Annotated in this window: 15 protein-coding genes; 13 read left to right on the top strand and 2 right to left on the bottom strand. The window is 61.9% G+C overall.

What is annotated here, in order from left to right; genetic code table 11:
• Positions 1-221: 221 nt before the first annotated feature.
• The 9 genes from tolQ (at position 222) to glmM (ending at position 10,994) form a co-directional block, all read left to right on the top strand.
• Positions 222-941, top strand: coding sequence for a protein TolQ (gene tolQ / locus ACODTZ_RS27315; RefSeq protein ID WP_026283222.1), 720 nt, complete (start codon positions 222-224; stop codon positions 939-941).
• Positions 942-965: 24 nt separating this feature from the next.
• Positions 966-1,424 carry a protein TolR gene (gene tolR, locus ACODTZ_RS27310; protein ID WP_026283221.1) on the top strand — a complete coding sequence of 153 codons (459 nt, stop codon included), beginning with the start codon at positions 966-968 and terminating at the stop codon, positions 1,422-1,424.
• Positions 1,425-1,431: 7 nt separating this feature from the next.
• Complete coding sequence (locus ACODTZ_RS27305) at positions 1,432-2,559, top strand: cell envelope integrity TolA family protein (protein ID WP_047509331.1); 1,128 nt, start codon at positions 1,432-1,434, stop codon at positions 2,557-2,559.
• Between the two features lie 22 nt (positions 2,560-2,581).
• Positions 2,582-3,892 carry a Tol-Pal system beta propeller repeat protein TolB gene (gene tolB, locus ACODTZ_RS27300; RefSeq protein ID WP_018899620.1) on the top strand — a complete coding sequence of 437 codons (1,311 nt, stop codon included), beginning with the start codon at positions 2,582-2,584 and terminating at the stop codon, positions 3,890-3,892.
• Positions 3,893-4,048: 156 nt separating this feature from the next.
• Positions 4,049-4,579, top strand: a complete 531-nt coding sequence (gene pal, locus ACODTZ_RS27295) for a peptidoglycan-associated lipoprotein Pal (protein WP_026283220.1) — start codon at positions 4,049-4,051, stop codon at positions 4,577-4,579.
• Positions 4,580-4,759: 180 nt separating this feature from the next.
• Positions 4,760-5,794 (top strand): tol-pal system protein YbgF, encoded by a 1,035-nt coding sequence (ybgF, locus tag ACODTZ_RS27290; RefSeq protein ID WP_112980017.1) that lies wholly within the window; start codon positions 4,760-4,762, stop codon positions 5,792-5,794.
• Positions 5,795-5,806: 12 nt separating this feature from the next.
• Positions 5,807-7,375 carry a tRNA lysidine(34) synthetase TilS gene (gene tilS / locus ACODTZ_RS27285; RefSeq protein ID WP_489029499.1) on the top strand — a complete coding sequence of 523 codons (1,569 nt, stop codon included), beginning with the start codon at positions 5,807-5,809 and terminating at the stop codon, positions 7,373-7,375.
• A 98-nt stretch (positions 7,376-7,473) separates the two neighbouring features.
• Positions 7,474-9,402, top strand: coding sequence for an ATP-dependent zinc metalloprotease FtsH (gene ftsH, locus ACODTZ_RS27280; protein WP_026283219.1), 1,929 nt, complete (start codon positions 7,474-7,476; stop codon positions 9,400-9,402).
• A 239-nt stretch (positions 9,403-9,641) separates the two neighbouring features.
• The gene (gene glmM, locus ACODTZ_RS27275) at positions 9,642-10,994 is read left to right on the top strand and encodes a phosphoglucosamine mutase (protein ID WP_489029497.1); all 1,353 of its coding nucleotides are present in this window, start codon (positions 9,642-9,644) and stop codon (positions 10,992-10,994) included.
• Positions 10,995-11,071: 77 nt separating this feature from the next.
• Here glmM and ACODTZ_RS27270 read toward each other — a convergent pair whose 3' ends face one another.
• Positions 11,072-11,275 carry a hypothetical protein gene (locus tag ACODTZ_RS27270; protein ID WP_113239163.1) on the bottom strand — a complete coding sequence of 68 codons (204 nt, stop codon included), beginning with the start codon at positions 11,273-11,275 and terminating at the stop codon, positions 11,072-11,074.
• Between the two features lie 376 nt (positions 11,276-11,651).
• Between ACODTZ_RS27270 and ACODTZ_RS27265 the strand changes: the two genes are divergently transcribed.
• The 4 genes from ACODTZ_RS27265 (at position 11,652) to ACODTZ_RS27250 (ending at position 15,897) form a co-directional block, all read left to right on the top strand.
• The gene (locus ACODTZ_RS27265) at positions 11,652-12,497 is read left to right on the top strand and encodes an outer membrane protein (protein ID WP_047509320.1); all 846 of its coding nucleotides are present in this window, start codon (positions 11,652-11,654) and stop codon (positions 12,495-12,497) included.
• A gap of 208 nt (positions 12,498-12,705) precedes the next feature.
• Entirely contained in the window at positions 12,706-13,887 is a 1,182-nt protein-coding gene (locus ACODTZ_RS27260; protein ID WP_489029494.1) for a phosphoserine transaminase, read from the top strand.
• A gap of 86 nt (positions 13,888-13,973) precedes the next feature.
• Entirely contained in the window at positions 13,974-15,569 is a 1,596-nt protein-coding gene (serA, locus tag ACODTZ_RS27255) for a phosphoglycerate dehydrogenase (protein WP_209191552.1), read from the top strand.
• 169 nt (positions 15,570-15,738) lie between these two features.
• Entirely contained in the window at positions 15,739-15,897 is a 159-nt protein-coding gene (locus ACODTZ_RS27250) for an entericidin (protein ID WP_111563287.1), read from the top strand.
• Between the two features lie 69 nt (positions 15,898-15,966).
• On the opposite strand, the gene ACODTZ_RS27245 is transcribed toward ACODTZ_RS27250, so the two are convergent.
• Entirely contained in the window at positions 15,967-16,290 is a 324-nt protein-coding gene (locus ACODTZ_RS27245) for a hypothetical protein (RefSeq protein ID WP_489029491.1), read from the bottom strand.
• Positions 16,291-16,323: the final 33 nt, after the last annotated feature.

Raw genomic sequence — 16,323 nt, 5'->3', positions numbered from 1 at the left:
TCCGGCGCTAACGAACTATTAACGATAATAGTGTCTTACTCGGATTGTCAGAGTTTGTGCGGTGCACGCCTTCCTTTGACCAAATTTGACGGCAAGGAAGGCGGATAAGAGCTTGGAAGCTTGACCAGGGCTTTGGGCGGCGGCAGCCAGACATATCTTGCGAGATCACTTTGTGCCGCCCGGTCAAGTGCCGGGCGTTTGGATTCGGGGATTTTGGATCAATGGAACAAGTAGGTTTGGCAGCGGCTCACACGGACGTCAGTCTCTGGTCGCTCTTCATGCAGGCTGGCCTCGTCGTCAAGCTCGTCATGCTCGGTCTTATCGCAGCGTCCGTCTGGACCTGGGCGATCGTCATCGACAAGTATCTGGCCTTCGGCCGCGCTCGTCGGCAGTTCGACAAGTTCGAGCAGGTATTCTGGTCGGGCCAGTCGCTGGAAGAACTCTACCGCTCGCTGTCCGAGCGTAACAACACGGGCCTCGCCTCGATCTTCGTCGCCGCCATGCGCGAGTGGAAGAAGTCGTTCGAGCGCGGCGCACGTTCGCCGATCGGCCTGCAGATGCGTATCGACCGCGCCATGGACGTGACGCTTGCTCGTGAATCCGAAGGGCTGTCGGCCCGTCTCGGCTCGCTGGCGACGATCGGCTCGGCCGGTCCGTTCATCGGTCTGTTCGGTACCGTCGTCGGTATCATGACCTCGTTCCAGGCGATCGCCGGTTCGAAGTCGACCAACCTCGCCGTCGTTGCGCCGGGTATCGCCGAAGCGCTGCTCGCAACCGCGATCGGCCTCGTCGCCGCTATCCCGGCGGTTATCGCCTACAACAAGTTCTCCGCCGATGCGGGCAAGCTCTCGGCACGCATGGAAGGTTTCGCGGATGAATTCTCCGCCATTCTTTCGCGCCAAATCGACGAGAAGCTGCAGCCGCGTCAGGCCGCGCAGTAATTCGACGGAAACGGAGAGAACGACATGGGTATGGGTGCTCCAAGCGGTGGCGGAGGCGGTGGAAACCGTCGGCGTCGTCGCGGTGGCCACAGAGGTGGCGCCATTTCCGAAATCAACGTGACGCCGCTGGTCGACGTCATGCTCGTGCTTTTGATCATCTTCATGGTCGCCGCTCCGATGATGACGGTCGGCGTGCCGATCGACCTGCCGGAAACGCAGGCAAAGGCGCTGAACTCCGAAACGCAGCCGATCACGATCTCCGTCAAGAACGACGGTACCGCGTTCCTGCAGGAAACGCCGATCCCGGTCGAGGAAATCGCCGCCAAGCTCGAGGCGATCGCCACCACCGGCTACAATGAGCGCATCTTCGTTCGTGGCGACTCGGCCGCGCCTTATGGCGTGATCGCCGATGTCATGGCACGCATCCAGGGTGCGGGCTTCAAGAACATCGGTCTCGTCACCCAAGAGAAGAAGGGCCCGTAGTAGAGCTATGAAGGCCAGTATTGTCTCATCTGCTGTACTGCACTGTGCTCTGCTCGCCTGGGCGCTGATTTCGATCGGCTCCCCGTCGGAGTTCAAGGTCGAGGATTTCGAGGCCATGCCCGTCAACCTCGTGCCTGTCGAGGACCTGACGCAGTTGCAGCAGGGAGACAAGACGGCCAAGCCGAGCGACAAGCCGGCGCCGAAGCCGACCTCAAAGCCGACCAACGTGGCCAACGCCGAAAACATGGGCGAGAACAAGGTCGACCTGAAGACGCCGCCGATCCCGAACGCCAAGCCAAACAACAACGAGTCGGCCGCAGCACCGAAGGCCTCCGAAAAGCCGCTTCCGGAAAATGATCCCGTGCCCAACGAGGTGAAGGACATCATGAAGGAAGACACGGCGGTGGAGCCGAGCCAGGTCGCGTCGATCACGCCGCCGAAGCCGGAAATCGCGCCGACGCCTCCGAAGGCTGAAGAGAAGCCGCAGGACATGCCCGAGCCGCCGAAGCCGGATGCGGAAGCATTGCCGGACAAGGTGCCGACACCCGTAATCAAGCCGCAGCCGAAGCCGCCGGAACAGAAGCCGGCTGAAAAGCCCGCGGAGAAGAAGACGGAAGACAAGGCGCAGACCGACGAGAAGCCGTCTGACAAGAAGAAGTCCGACAAGAAGCAGGAAAAGGCCAAGGCCTCTTCCGCGCAGAAGAGCGACTTCAACGCCGATGACATCGCCGCACTCTTGAACAAGCAGGATCCGTCGAATGGCGGCGCCAAGAGCTCGACCGAAGTGGCCTCGCTCGGCGCCAAGAAGGCGACCGGCGGCTCCAAGCTGTCGATGAGCGAAATGGATGCGCTGCGCAGCGCGATCGCCGGCAACTGGTCGGTCATTCCCGGCATGGAAGGCGCCAGCGAAGTCCGCATCAGGGTCCACATGAAGCTCGACCCCGACGGCAACATCATTGGCGCTCCCGAAGTGGAAGCCATCGGCGGCACCAACGAATCGACCCGCATGGCGCTCGCCAGCGGTGCCAAGCGCGCCGTCATGAAGTCGTCGCCGTTCACCAATCTGCCGAAAGACAAATACGACGCCTGGGGCGAAGTCATCGTCAATTTCGACCCCAGCGATCTAGCCCTTTAAAATGCTGAAAGGCTTGTCCTCTATGTCCAAGTGTTCCCTTTTTCGCGCCCTGATGGTCGCCGTCGGCATGATGACCACCGCGGTCATCGCCACGCCGGCGCATGCGCTTGTCGAAATCAACATCAACAAGGGCAATGTCGAGCCCCTGCCGATCGCGATCACCGACTTCCTGCAGGGCGACATGGGCGCCCAGGTCTCGCAGGTTATCGCCGCGGATCTGCAGCGCTCGGGCCTGTTCAAGCCGATCGCCAAGAATGCCTTCATCGAGAAGATCTCCAACCCGGATGCCGCTCCGCGCTTCGAGGACTGGAAGGTCATCAATGCGCAGGCGCTGGTCACCGGCCGCGTCACGCAGGAGGCCGATGGCCGTCTTCGCGCCGAGTTCCGCCTCTGGGACACGTTTGCCGGCAGCCAGATGACCGGCCAGCAGTTCTACACGCAGCCTGAGAACTGGCGCCGCGTGGCCCACATCATCGCCGACGCGATCTACAAGCAGATCACCGGTGAAGAAGGCTATTTCGATACCCGCGTCGTCTTCGTTTCCGAATCCGGCAGCAAGCAGGAGCGCAAGCGCCAGCTCGCCATCATGGACCAGGACGGGTTCAACGTGCGCATGCTCACCAATGGCAGCGACCTCGTTCTGACCCCGCGCTTCTCGCCGAACCGGCAGGAAGTCACCTACATGTCGTTCGCCAACCAGCAGCCGCGCGTCTACCTGCTGCAGCTGGAAACCGGACAGCGCGAAGTGGTCGGCAACTTCCCGGGCATGACCTTCTCGCCGCGCTTCTCGCCTGACGGCCAGAAAGTGGTGATGAGCCTGCAGCAGGAAGGCAATGCCAACATCTACACGATGGACCTGCGTTCGCGCACCACGACGCGCCTGACGTCCACGGCCGCGATCGATACCTCGCCGTCCTATTCGCCTGACGGCAGCCAGATCGTGTTCGAAAGCGACCGCGGCGGCCGCCAGCAGCTCTACAAGATGAGCGCCGACGGTTCCGGCCAGACGCGTATCTCCTTCGGCGACGGTTCCTACTCCACGCCGGTCTGGTCTCCGCGCGGCGATCTGATCGCCTTCACCAAGCAATCGGGCGGCAAGTTCTCGATCGGCGTGATGAAGCCTGATGGTTCGGGCGAGCGCATCCTGACCACGGGCTTCCACAATGAAGGCCCGACCTGGGCGCCGAACGGCCGCGTCATCATGTTCTTCCGCCAGGCGGCGGGTGCAGGTGGCCCGCAGCTCTATTCGATCGATCTGAGCGGTTACAACGAGCAGATGATCAAGACCCCCGCTTACGCTTCCGACCCGGCCTGGTCGCCGCTTCTGGAGTAGGGAAGTCCGCATGCCTGCCTTCTTGTCGCCTCAAAAATCTACGAATGGGGCGACAGAGGGCCAAATCAACCATTCGTTAACCATAGTTCTTGAAAGCCGATTAACCGAGAACGGTTACAGTCCGGCAACCTTAATCAAGTCGCAAGGAGACCGGCCATGAGCCGAATTCATACCCCGGCAATGAGCCGCATGCAGAACTTCGCCCGCAACCCGGTCATGATCGCGCTCGTCGCCGGTCTGGCACTTGCCGGCTGCGCCAACAAGAAGAACATGGCCAACAGCGCCGGTGACCTCGGCCTCGGTGCCGGTGCCGCGACGCCGGGTTCGGCCCAGGACTTCACCGTCAACGTTGGCGACCGCATCTTCTTCGACACCGACTCGACCTCGGTCCGCGCCGACGCTGCCCAGACGCTCGATCGTCAGGCTCAGTGGCTCGGCCGTTATCCGAAGTACGCAATCACGATCGAAGGCCATGCCGACGAACGCGGCACGCGCGAATACAACCTCGCTCTCGGCGCTCGCCGTGCGGCTGCCACCAAGGACTACCTCGCTTCGCGCGGCGTTCCGGCTCAGCGCATGAAGACGATCTCCTACGGCAAGGAACGCCCGGTCGCCGTTTGCGACGACATCTCCTGCTGGTCGCAGAACCGCCGCGCCGTTACCGTTCTCGGTGGCGCTGGCATGTAACTGCCGATCCGGCGATAAAATGCCGGGTTTTATTACAAATTGGAAAGGCGGCTCCATCGCGGGCCGCCTTTTCTTTTTGAACACACTTTGGCCGAACTCCGTTGCTTTTTGAAAGCAATTGGAAAAATCTCCTGTTCGTGCCATCGAGGCGCGAAGAATCACTGGGACAGGACGAACCAAATGAAGAAATTTGTCGTGGCGGGCATGCTCTGCCTCGCAACGGTGGCCGGGGTTGGCCAATCGGCGAACGCGTCGTCGCTATTCGGATTGCATTTCGGAAACAAGACTGCCAGCCAGGCACCGGCGCAGGCGCCCGTCGTCAACGTGCAGGCCGGCGGCGCGGAAGTGCGCATCCAGCAGCTCGAAGATCAGCTTCGCCAGCTGAACGGCCGCATCGAGGAAATGAGCTTCCAGCTGCTGCAGATGCAGGAAACCATCCGCAAGGCACAGGAAGACAATGAATTCCGCTTCCAGGAACTGGAAAAGAGCGGCGGCGGTGGCGGCAGCGCCGGCGGTGCATCCAAGCCGATGAAGAAGAGCGAAGCCGATATCCCGGCTTCCAACCAGACGGCCCAAGGTCAGCAGATGGGTCAGGGACAGGGCGGTGGCGACGATGTCGCCCGCGCCATCCAGACCTCGAGGGCACCCGAAACGTCGCCCTCGACCGACGTTCCCGAAAACACCGGTCTCGGCCAGCCGCCGCAGCAGCTTGGTTCCATGCAGTTCGACCAGAACGGCAATCCGATCGGTGGCTCGGTCAATCCTGGCGCCGAAGTCGGCTCCAGCCCGCTACCGCCGGTCGGTGCAGCCGGCTCGCAGACGGCGTCGCTCGGCAGCGAGGCTGATCAGTACAAGGCTGCTTACGGCCATGTGCTGTCAGGCGACTATTCGACCGCCGAAAAGGAATTCAACGCCTATATCGGACAGTATCCGAACAGCGCTCGCGCGGCCGACGCCAATTTCTGGCTTGGCGAAGCGCTCTATTCGCAGGGCAAGTTCAACGAATCGGCCAAGACTTTCCTCAACGCGCACCAGAAATACGGCACGTCGGAAAAGGCGCCGGAAATGCTGTTGAAGCTCGGCATGTCGCTCGCCGCACTCGACAACACGGAAACCGCCTGCGCAACGCTGCGCGAAGTGCCGAAGCGTTATCCCAAGGCCTCCCGCGCCGTCATATCCAAGGTCGCGAGCGAGCAGAAGCGTCTCTCCTGCTAAGGCTTTCCGGTCTTGCGCCCGGACGGCATCCTATCCCCTGAGACGGCGACACGACGCTTTCTCTCCTCGCTTGACCAGCCCTCGCGCATTCTCGTCGCGATTTCGGGCGGCAGCGATTCCACCGGCCTGCTGATTGCGCTTTATGATGCGCTGAAGGCCGAACCCAATCCCAGAATTTCACTCTGCGCCGCGACCGTCGACCACGCGCTGCGCCCGCAATCGGCCGATGAGGCGCGCGATGTCGCTGCTCTTTGCCGATCGCTCGATATTCCCCATGTCACCAAGGTCTGGCACGGCGCCAAGCCGAAGGCCGGGATCATGGCGGCCGCGCGCGATGCCCGCTACGGGCTGCTCGCCGAGGCTGCGCTTGAGCTCGGCGCTGACATTATCGTGACCGGCCACACGCTCGACGATCAGCGCGAGACATTTGCCATGCGCGGCCAACGCTCGGCCGCCGCCACGACCGGGATCGCCGATCTGGTTCTGTTTGACCGCCGCATCTGGATCGCGCGACTGCTGCTGTCTTCGCTGCGGGCGGATATTCGCGCGATGCTGGAGCTGCACGGTATCGGCTGGAGTGATGACCCGAGCAACGAGGACGTGAAATACGAGCGGGTGCGGACGCGCCAGGCGCTGGCGGGCGAGGGCATCTCGGTCGGCGAGATCGAGGCGATGACCTTTGCGCGGATGGCGCTCGACGAGGCCGCGGCCGGGTGGGTCGATGCGCATGTCTATGTGCATGAGGGAATGCTGGTGCGGGTTGGCGTTGCTGGGCTGGGCGTCGATCGGGCGGTGCTCGGTCATGGGCTTGCGCGGCTGGCGGCCGTGATTGGTGGGCAGGCGTTTGCGCTTGGGGCGGAGCAGATTGGTGCGGTGCTCGACTTTCTCGAGGCGGGCCGACCGGGCCGGATGACGGCGGGGCGGGTGGTGTTCGATCTCGGGCGCGATGGGCTTTATCTGGCGCGGGAGACGCGAGGGCTCGTGCCGCTTGCAATTGGCGCCGGAGAGCGTGGCGTTTGGGACGGGCGCTATCTGGTGGCGAATGGTTCCGGCGTTGAGGTGACGGTGGTGGCTGCAGGGGCGAGTGCCGACGCTGTAGTAGGGCACCAAGCGCCCAACTCACACTCCCTCATTCCTGTGCCCAAGCTTCGCTCGGGCGATGTCACAGGAATCCAGCGTGCCCAAGTCCTTGGGCACAAAAGAGTCTCTCACGGCGCGGACGCGCCGTTGCTGGATTCCTGTGACAAGCACAGGAGTGAGGGTGGAGAGGAGGGCGGCGCCGAAACAGCCAGAGGCGAGGAAGGCATTGAGGGTGGCGGCGGGCGGAGTGCGGCCATGCCCGCACCCGAAAACCTCCCTAAAAGCACGCTCGCCCGAGCCCGTGCGGCGCAACCGCGCATCAAGGCCGCCGACCCGTCGCCCGATCTCGCCGATGGCATCGCCGTCGTGCCATATTTCGCGCCCTTCGACCGTTTTTTGACACGATTGGACGTCAAGTTCGCGACCAGCCTCGCGGCAGCCTTTGGAACACGCCCCTATCCAAAACCGCCTTTAGGTCTTATTGACGGAAAAACCATCTAACTGATGGGTTTGCCTTGGCAACCGCCTGACGCAATCCTATGTTAGAGACCGAATAAAGCGGTCGCCATGAGGCGGTCGTTCCAGTGCTGGGGAGTTCGATGAACCCTAACTTACGTAATTTCGCCTTGTGGGCAATCATAGCGCTTTTGCTGATTGCCCTCTTCAGTATGTTCCAGACGTCGCCGGCGCAGACCAGCTCCCGCGATATCCCTTATTCGCAGTTCCTGCGTGAAGTGGATGCGGGCCGCGTCAAGGAAGTCGTCGTCACGGGTAACCGCGTCTCCGGCAGCTATGTTGAAAATGGCACCACCTTCCAAACCTATACGCCTGTGGTCGACGACAATCTGCTCGATCGCCTGCAGACGAAGAATGTTCTCGTTTCGGCACGTCCCGAAACCGACGGTTCTTCCGGTTTCCTGAGCTATCTCGGCACCTTGCTGCCGATGCTTCTCATCCTCGGCGTCTGGCTGTTCTTCATGCGGCAGATGCAGGGTGGTTCGCGCGGGGCGATGGGCTTCGGCAAGTCGAAGGCCAAGCTGCTCACCGAAGCGCATGGCCGCGTCACATTTGACGACGTCGCCGGCGTCGACGAAGCCAAGCAGGACCTCGAGGAAATCGTAGAATTCCTGCGCGATCCGCAGAAGTTCCAGCGTCTCGGCGGCAAGATTCCGCGCGGCGTGCTCTTGGTCGGCCCTCCCGGTACCGGTAAGACGCTGCTCGCACGCTCCGTCGCAGGCGAGGCAAACGTTCCGTTCTTCACGATCTCGGGTTCCGACTTCGTCGAAATGTTCGTCGGTGTCGGCGCAAGCCGCGTCCGCGACATGTTCGAGCAGGCCAAGAAGAACGCGCCGTGCATCATCTTCATCGACGAAATCGACGCCGTCGGCCGCCATCGTGGCGCCGGTCTCGGCGGCGGTAACGACGAACGCGAACAGACGCTGAACCAGCTGCTGGTCGAGATGGACGGCTTCGAAGCAAACGAAGGCATCATCCTGATCGCGGCGACCAACCGTCCCGACGTTCTCGATCCCGCGCTGCTGCGTCCGGGCCGTTTCGACCGCCAGGTCGTGGTTCCGAACCCCGATATCGTCGGTCGCGAGCGTATCCTCAAGGTTCACGCCCGTAACGTGCCGCTGGCGCCGAATGTCGATCTCAAGGTTCTGGCTCGCGGTACGCCTGGTTTCTCCGGTGCCGACCTGATGAACCTCGTCAACGAAGCTGCCCTGATGGCCGCGCGTCGCAACAAGCGCGTCGTCACCATGCAGGAATTCGAAGACGCCAAGGACAAGATCATGATGGGCGCCGAACGCCGCTCGTCCGCCATGACCGAAGCCGAAAAGAAGCTGACCGCCTACCACGAAGCCGGCCACGCCATCACGGCGCTCAAGGTTCCGGTGGCCGATCCGCTGCACAAGGCAACGATCATTCCGCGCGGCCGTGCACTCGGCATGGTCATGCAGCTTCCCGAGGGCGACCGCTACTCGATGAGCTACAAGTGGATGGTCTCGCGCCTTGTCATCATGATGGGTGGCCGCGTTGCCGAAGAACTGACCTTCGGCAAGGAGAACATCACATCGGGCGCATCGTCCGACATCGAGCAGGCCACCAAGCTTGCCCGTGCGATGGTCACCCAGTGGGGCTTCTCCGACAAGCTTGGCCAGGTTTCCTATGGTGAGAACCAGCAGGAAGTCTTCCTGGGTCATTCGGTTTCGCAGTCGAAGAACGTGTCCGAAGCGACGGCCATGACCATCGATTCGGAAGTTCGCAAGCTGATTGACGAAGCCTACGCCGAAGCGCGCCGCATCCTGACCGACGACCATGACGCGTTCGTGGCCATCGCCGAAGGGCTGCTCGAATACGAGACGCTGACCGGCGAAGAGATCAAGGCGTTGATTCGCGGTGAAAAGCCGTCGCGTGATCTCGGTGACGATACGCCTCCGAGCCGTGGCTCGGCCGTGCCGAAGACCGGCACGCGTCCTGCCAAGGGCGATGAGGCCGAAGGCGGCATGGAGCCGCAACCACACTGATTTTCTTTGGAAATCATGAGAAGGCCGGACACCCGAGATGGTGTCCGGCCTTTTTCGTTGGTAACGGGATATAATCGATTTTCTCGTTAATTGACGTGATGGTTGCCGCGTTTTGTGGCATTCCGCTGACATAAGGTGGCCTCAATGAAGGCCTCTCTGGCGAGGGAACACGCGCAGGCGTGCAATTTGCAGACACGACGATGCGCAGCGTAACGCGCGCTCAAGGCACAGGGGTGCATATGAAAAGACGCTATTTCGGCACTGATGGTATTCGCGGTCAGTCCAATGTGTTTCCGATGACGCCGGATCTCGCGATGCGGGTCGGTATCGCGGCAGGCACGATCTTCCGTCGCGGCAACCACCGCCACCGGGTCGTTATCGGCAAGGATACGCGGCTTTCCGGCTACATGCTCGAAAACGCCATGGTCGCGGGCTTCACCGCCGCCGGCCTCGACGCCTTCGTTCTCGGCCCGATCCCGACGCCTGCCGTCGCCATGCTGACGCGCTCGCTGCGCGCCGATATCGGCGTGATGATCTCCGCCTCGCACAATCCTTACGAAGACAACGGCATCAAGCTCTTCGGTCCCGATGGCTACAAGCTGTCTGATGATCTGGAAATGCAGATCGAGGATCTGCTCGAGAAGGACATGAGCGCGCAGCTCGCCAAGTCCGACGATATCGGCCGCGCCAAGCGCGTCGATGGCGTTCATGACCGCTATATCGAGCATGCCAAGCGCACGCTGCCGCGCGACGTGACGCTGCAGGGGCTGAGGATCGCGATCGATTGCGCCAACGGCGCCGCCTACAAGGTGGCACCGGCCGTGCTCTGGGAACTGGGCGCCGACGTCGTCGTCATCGGCAACGAGCCGAATGGCACCAACATCAATCTCAACTGCGGCTCCACCAGCCCGGTGGCCTTGCAGAAGAAGGTAGACGAAGTGCGCGCCGATATCGGCATCGCGCTCGATGGCGACGCCGACCGCGTCATCATCGTCGATGAGAACGGCGCGATCGTCGATGGCGACCAGCTGATGGCCGTCATTGCCGAAAGCTATGCCGAGAGCCAGCAGCTGCGCGGCGATGCCATCGTCGCCACCGTCATGTCCAATCTCGGCCTGGAGCGCTTCCTACAGGGCAAGGGGCTTGGCCTGGTGCGCACGGCTGTCGGCGACCGCTATGTTGTCGAGCACATGCGCAACAATAATTACAATGTCGGTGGGGAGCAGTCCGGCCATATCGTGCTGTCGGATTACGGCACGACCGGCGACGGCCTCGTGGCCGCGCTGCAAATCCTGGTCGCGGTCAAGCGCACCGGCAAGACGGTGAGCGAAATCTGCCGCCGTTTCGAGCCCGTGCCGCAGCTTCTGCGCAACGTGCGCTATTCCGGCGGCAAGCCGCTGGAAGACCTGCATGTGCAGCAGGCGATCGCCGAGGCCGAAGCTGAGCTTGCCAAGAGCGGCCGTCTGGTCATCCGCCCGTCGGGCACCGAGCCGCTCATCCGCGTCATGGCGGAAGGCGACGATCGCAGCCAGATCGAGCGCATCGTCAACGACCTGATCGGCACGATCTCAAGCGTGCGCACGGCCGCCTGACATTCGTCAGGCACCGTCCACAAGCTTCCAATGCCCAGCCTTTGGCTGGGCATTCTCATTTGTACATCGCGATTTTGTCAGGTCACGTCTCGACGCATGAGCTCGAGAAGCGCTGGTGTCGTGATGGCACCGTCTTCGAAGAAGTCGAGCAGCCTCGATGCGGCTGCGCAGCCTTGCAGACTGTCGGCCCCGAATTTCTGCTCCCTGCACCAAAGCGACAGGGCATCGAAAACGGGCGATAAATCTTCTTCGAACGAAATAGCTCTATTGAGCTTGGACATGGGCGCACCTCCATAAAGGGGCGGAAGCGCTTAGTAACTCCCAAGCGGTCATTGCCTTAAAAGTCCTGACCGACAATGCACCCTACGCGCTTATGGCCAGAACCGCTATTAACTTTGTTAAGTCGGGCGCTTTTTATTAGCGTGGCAGCGACGCGCGGGTGGTGCTCTCCGCAGGCTTTGACCGCGTCCGCCTGATGTGTGCTTCAGTATTAAAATCAGAACCAAATCAGCGGTTTGCCAGTGCCTTTGAGTAAAAGGCGATGTTTGACAATTACAGTTAAGCAGCGCTTAACGTTTCCACTTCATTATCCTTACCGAAACGTATTCAACTGGCGGAGCTCGATCCTGCCAGGCGTCGAACCTTGGAGTGGGATCCATGAAGAGAAGCTTGTCTGGCGTCTTCGCCGCATTGCTCATTACCTCGAATGCTTATGCCGCGGACCTCATGCCCGCCGAACCGATCGCCGCTCCCGAGGTCACCGTGACCGAAGCGACCGGCTGGTATCTGCGCGGCGATGTCGGCTACGGCTTCAACGACCTGCGTGGCGCCAAATACTTCCAGGGCAGCAATGCCAGTGAAGTCGATTTCGACCGCTCCGATCTCGACGATGCCTGGACCATCGGCGGCGGTGTCGGTTACCAGATCAACAACTATCTCCGCACCGACGTGACGCTGGATTATCTCGGCAAGTCCGACTTCCACGGTTCGACCAGCGGCGGCGGCTCTGCCTTCGGCGCCTGCCAGGTTACCTGCTCCTCGACCGATCTTTCCTCGCTGACCGCATGGTCGCTGATGGCCAACGCCTATGTCGATCTCGGCACCTACGGCTACGTCACGCCTTACGTCGGCGCAGGCATCGGCGGCACCTACGTCAAGTGGAAGGACCTCAACAACACGTCTTGCGACACCAGCGGCAGCGGCAATGGTTGCGATGACACGGTCATCCACGGCGGCAAGGGCGGCTGGCGCTTCAGCTACGGCCTGATGGCCGGTGCGTCGATCGACGTGACCTGCAACGTCAAGGCCGACGTCGGCTATCGCTTCCTGCATGTCAACGGCGGCGACATGTTCGGCTATAACGAAAACGGCGGCCCGGGCCGCGACAAGGGCTTCAACGTTCACGAAGCACGCGTCGGCGCTCGCTACCTGTTCGGCGGTTGCCAGACGGCGTCCTACGAGCCTGCTCCGGAAATTCCACTGCAGCAGCCGGTCTACAAGTAAGGCCCTGTATTCAAACGAGACATTGTCTCCAAATCTTGGAAAGCCGTCCCTCGGGGCGGCTTTTCCCGTTTCCCGCCGCGTCGCTCCTGCGTCAAAAAAATCATAAGGGCGCGACATTTGTAAGTTGACGATATCTGGCCACATCTGTATCAACGGCGGCGGGACACCTCTCCCCAACGAGAGGCTAATTACCTGGAAGGGTATACATATGGCCACTGCCACCGCGAAGCCGGACGTCCGTCCGAACAACACCCATTTTTCTTCTGGCCCTTGCTCGAAGCGCCCCGGTTGGTCGCTCGAAGCCCTTTCCGACGCGCCGCTCGGCCGTTCGCATCGTGCGAAGATCGGAAAGACGAAGCTCAAGCAAGCCATTGATCTCACACGCGAAGTTCTCGAAGTGCCGGCGGATTACCGCATCGGCATCGTGCCTGCTTCCGATACCGGCGCCGTCGAAATGGCGCTCTGGTCGCTGCTCGGCGAGCGCGGCGTCGATATGGTCGCCTGGGAAAGCTTTGGCGCCGGTTGGGTCACCGATGTCGTCAAGCAGCTGAAGCTGAAAGACGTTCGCAAGATCGAAGCCGGTTACGGCCAACTGCCTGACCTTTCGACCATCGATTTCGACCGCGACGTCGTCTTCACCTGGAACGGCACCACCTCGGGCGTTCGCGTCCCGAATGGCGATTTCATTCCCGCCGACCGCAAGGGTCTGACGATCTGCGACGCGACCTCTGCCGCCTTCGCGCAGAACCTCGATTTCGCCAAGCTCGATGTCGTCACCTTCTCCTGGCAGAAGGTTCTCGGCGGTGAGGGCGCTCATGGCGTCATCATCCTGTCGCCGCGCGCCGTCGAGCGTCTGACGACCTACGCGCCGGCCTGGCCGTTGCCGAAGATCTTCCGCATGACCTCGGGCGGCAAGCTGATCGAGGGCATCTTCACCGGCGAAACCATCAACACGCCGTCGATGCTCTGCGTCGAGGACTATATCGATGCGCTGCTGTGGTCGAAGGATGTTGGCGGCCTGAAGGGCCTGATGGCCCGCGCCGACGCCAATGCCAAGGTCATCGCCGACTTCGTCGCCGCCAATGACTGGATCGCCAACCTTTCGGTCAAGGCCGAGACGGCTTCCAACACCTCGGTCTGCCTGAAGATCACCGACAAGGACGTTCTGGCGCTCGACGCCGACGGCCAGGCGAACTTCGCCAAGGGCATCGTCAGCCTGCTCGACAAGGAAGGTGTCGCCTACGACATCGGCCATTACCGCGACGCGCCGTCGGGCCTGCGCATCTGGGCCGGCGCCACCATCGAAACTGCAGACATGCAGAAGCTGATGCCGTGGCTCTCCTGGGCGTTTTCGACCCAGAAGGCAACGCTTTCCCAGGCTGCTGCCTGAGTTGATCGCATCCGGCTCCGCTGAAAAGGCGGAGCCTCGCAATCCCGATTACATTCCATCGTTGAACCTTTTGAAGGAAGCCCCCAATGGCACCTCGCGTTCTCGTATCCGACGAACTGTCGGAAACCGCCGTCCAGATCTTCCGTGATCGCGGCGTCGAAGTCGATTTCCAGCCGCAGCTCGGCAAGGACAAGGATAAGCTCGCCGAAATCATCGGCAATTACGACGGTCTCGCCATCCGCTCCGCCACCAAGGCGACGGAAAAGCTGATCGCGGCTGCGACCAACCTCAAGGTCATCGGCCGCGCCGGCATCGGCGTCGATAACGTCGATATCCCGGCCGCCTCGCGCCGCGGTATCATCGTCATGAACACGCCGTTCGGCAACTCGATCACGACCGCTGAACACGCCATCGCGCTGATGTTCGCCGTTGCCCGCCAGCTGCCTGCAGCGGATTCGTCCACGCAGGCCGGCAAGTGGGAAAAGTCGAAGTTCATGGGTGTCGAAATCACCGGCAAGACGCTCGGCGTCATCGGCGCCGGCAATATCGGCGGCATCGTCTGCAAGAAGGCCATTGGCCTCGGCATGCATGTTCTCGCCTACGACCCCTTCCTCTCTGTCGAGCGTGCTCAGGAAATGGGCGTCACCAAGGTCGAGCTCGATGAGTTGCTCGCCAAGGCCGACTTCATCACCCTGCACGTGCCGATGACCGACAAGACCCGCGGCATCCTCGGCAAGGAAAACCTCGCGAAGACCAAGCCCGGGGTTCGCATCATCAACTGCGCCCGTGGTGGCCTGGTCGACGAAGCAGCGCTTGCCGAAGCCATCAAGTCCGGCCACGTCGCCGGCGCCGGCTTCGACGTCTTCGAAGTCGAGCCCGCCAAGGAAAGCCCGCTGTTCGGCCTTCCCAACGTCGTCTGCACGCCGCACTTGGGCGCATCGACCACGGAAGCGCAGGAAAACGTTGCCCTGCAGGTTGCCGAGCAGATGTCGGACTACCTCGTCAAGGGTGCCGTTTCCAACGCCATCAACATGCCGTCGATCACCGCTGAAGAAGCGCCGATCCTGAAGCCGTTCATCAAGCTCGCCGACGTTCTCGGCGCCTTCGTCGGCCAGGTCTCGGAAGACCCGATCAAGGAGATCGAGATTCTGTTCGACGGCGCGACCGCGACGATGAACACCAAGGCTCTGACATCTGCGTTGCTCGCCGGCCTCATCCGCAACCAGGTCGCCGACGTCAACATGGTTTCGGCGCCGATCATGATCAAGGAAAAGGGCATTGTGCTCTCCGAGGTCAAGCGCGACAAGACCGGCGTTTACGACGGCTACATCAAGCTGACGGTCAAGACCGACAAGCAGACCCGCTCGGTCGCCGGCACGGTCTTCTCCGACGGCAAGCCGCGCTTCATCCAGATCAAGGGCATCAACCTCGACGGTGATGTCGGCGCGAACATGGTCTACATCTCCAACACCGACGTTCCCGGCATGATCGGCTTCATCGGCACGACGCTGGGTGCCGCCGGCGTCAACATCGCCAACTTCCAGCTCGGCCGTGGCGAGCAGGGCGGTGACGCGATCGCGCTGCTTTACGTCGATGGTCCCGTCAGTGACGATGTCCTTGGAAAATTGACCGCCAACCCGGCAATCCGACAGGCCAAGCCGCTCGTATTTGCTGTTGATTGAGGCTTTCCTCCCAGGGAAGATGTGAAGAGACCCGGCGCAGGCGACTGTGCCGGGTTTTCTGTTTCGAGTTCTCGCAGCGGCGTTGATCACAGGCGGGCGGGCGCTATCTACCCGATTGCGTGCCGCTCCGGCCGATCACTTCACTATTCTGAACACTGGGGAGATTTTCATGACACGATTTGCCGCCGCCATCGCCATTGCGCTCACCTCGCTGCTGGCCCTGTCGTCCTGCGCCAACACCGCCAACGGCCTCGCCAAGGATGGCCGCCAGATGGGCAATGCCGTCGATGACAGCACGCACCGGGTGCTGAAGGCCGGCCAGAACTAAGCATCGGTCACGCATGCAAAAAAGCCCGCCTGAACTGGCGGGCTTTTCGTTATCTGCGGTCGACCGACTTTACTGCGGGTTCGCGGGAGCCGGCGTTGCGGGTGCCGGGGTCGCTGGTGCAGGCGTTGCCGGTGTCGCGGGCGCTGCGGCCGGCGGTGTTGCAGCCGGCGGGGTGGCCTGCGAGGCGGGTGGCGTAGCCGGTGCCGCGGGTTCGGTCACGGGTGCCGTCGCGCTTGGCGCGGTTGCCGTGGGAGCGGATGCGCCCCTTGGCCAATAGGTTGCCGCCAGGGCGACGATGACGACCAGAAGTGCGATTGCAACCCACATCGTCTTCGACGAACTCTTCGCCGGTGGGGTGTTCGCGGCATTCGGACGATTGAAATCATTGGTCATGGTGCTTCTCCTCCTCGATCACAAACGCGCGAG

This window comes from Rhizobium sp. FG113 (genome assembly GCF_057809895.1).
This window is presented reverse-complemented; position numbering and strand designations above follow the sequence as displayed.

Bases quoted from the DNA above. Each gene is read 5' to 3' on its own strand.
- tolQ (WP_026283222.1), top strand. From the start codon at position 222: ATGGAACAAGTAGGTTTGGCAGCGGCTCACACGGACGTCAGTCTCTGG.
- tolR (WP_026283221.1), top strand. From the start codon at position 966: ATGGGTATGGGTGCTCCAAGCGGTGGCGGAGGCGGTGGAAACCGTCGG.
- ACODTZ_RS27305 (WP_047509331.1), top strand. From the start codon at position 1,432: ATGAAGGCCAGTATTGTCTCATCTGCTGTACTGCACTGTGCTCTGCTC.
- tolB (WP_018899620.1), top strand. From the start codon at position 2,582: ATGTCCAAGTGTTCCCTTTTTCGCGCCCTGATGGTCGCCGTCGGCATG.
- pal (WP_026283220.1), top strand. From the start codon at position 4,049: ATGAGCCGAATTCATACCCCGGCAATGAGCCGCATGCAGAACTTCGCC.
- ybgF (WP_112980017.1), top strand. From the start codon at position 4,760: ATGAAGAAATTTGTCGTGGCGGGCATGCTCTGCCTCGCAACGGTGGCC.
- ftsH (WP_026283219.1), top strand. From the start codon at position 7,474: ATGAACCCTAACTTACGTAATTTCGCCTTGTGGGCAATCATAGCGCTT.
- glmM (WP_489029497.1), top strand. From the start codon at position 9,642: ATGAAAAGACGCTATTTCGGCACTGATGGTATTCGCGGTCAGTCCAAT.
- ACODTZ_RS27270 (WP_113239163.1), bottom strand. From the start codon at position 11,275: ATGTCCAAGCTCAATAGAGCTATTTCGTTCGAAGAAGATTTATCGCCC.
- ACODTZ_RS27265 (WP_047509320.1), top strand. From the start codon at position 11,652: ATGAAGAGAAGCTTGTCTGGCGTCTTCGCCGCATTGCTCATTACCTCG.
- ACODTZ_RS27260 (WP_489029494.1), top strand. From the start codon at position 12,706: ATGGCCACTGCCACCGCGAAGCCGGACGTCCGTCCGAACAACACCCAT.
- serA (WP_209191552.1), top strand. From the start codon at position 13,974: ATGGCACCTCGCGTTCTCGTATCCGACGAACTGTCGGAAACCGCCGTC.
- ACODTZ_RS27250 (WP_111563287.1), top strand. From the start codon at position 15,739: ATGACACGATTTGCCGCCGCCATCGCCATTGCGCTCACCTCGCTGCTG.
- ACODTZ_RS27245 (WP_489029491.1), bottom strand. From the start codon at position 16,290: ATGACCAATGATTTCAATCGTCCGAATGCCGCGAACACCCCACCGGCG.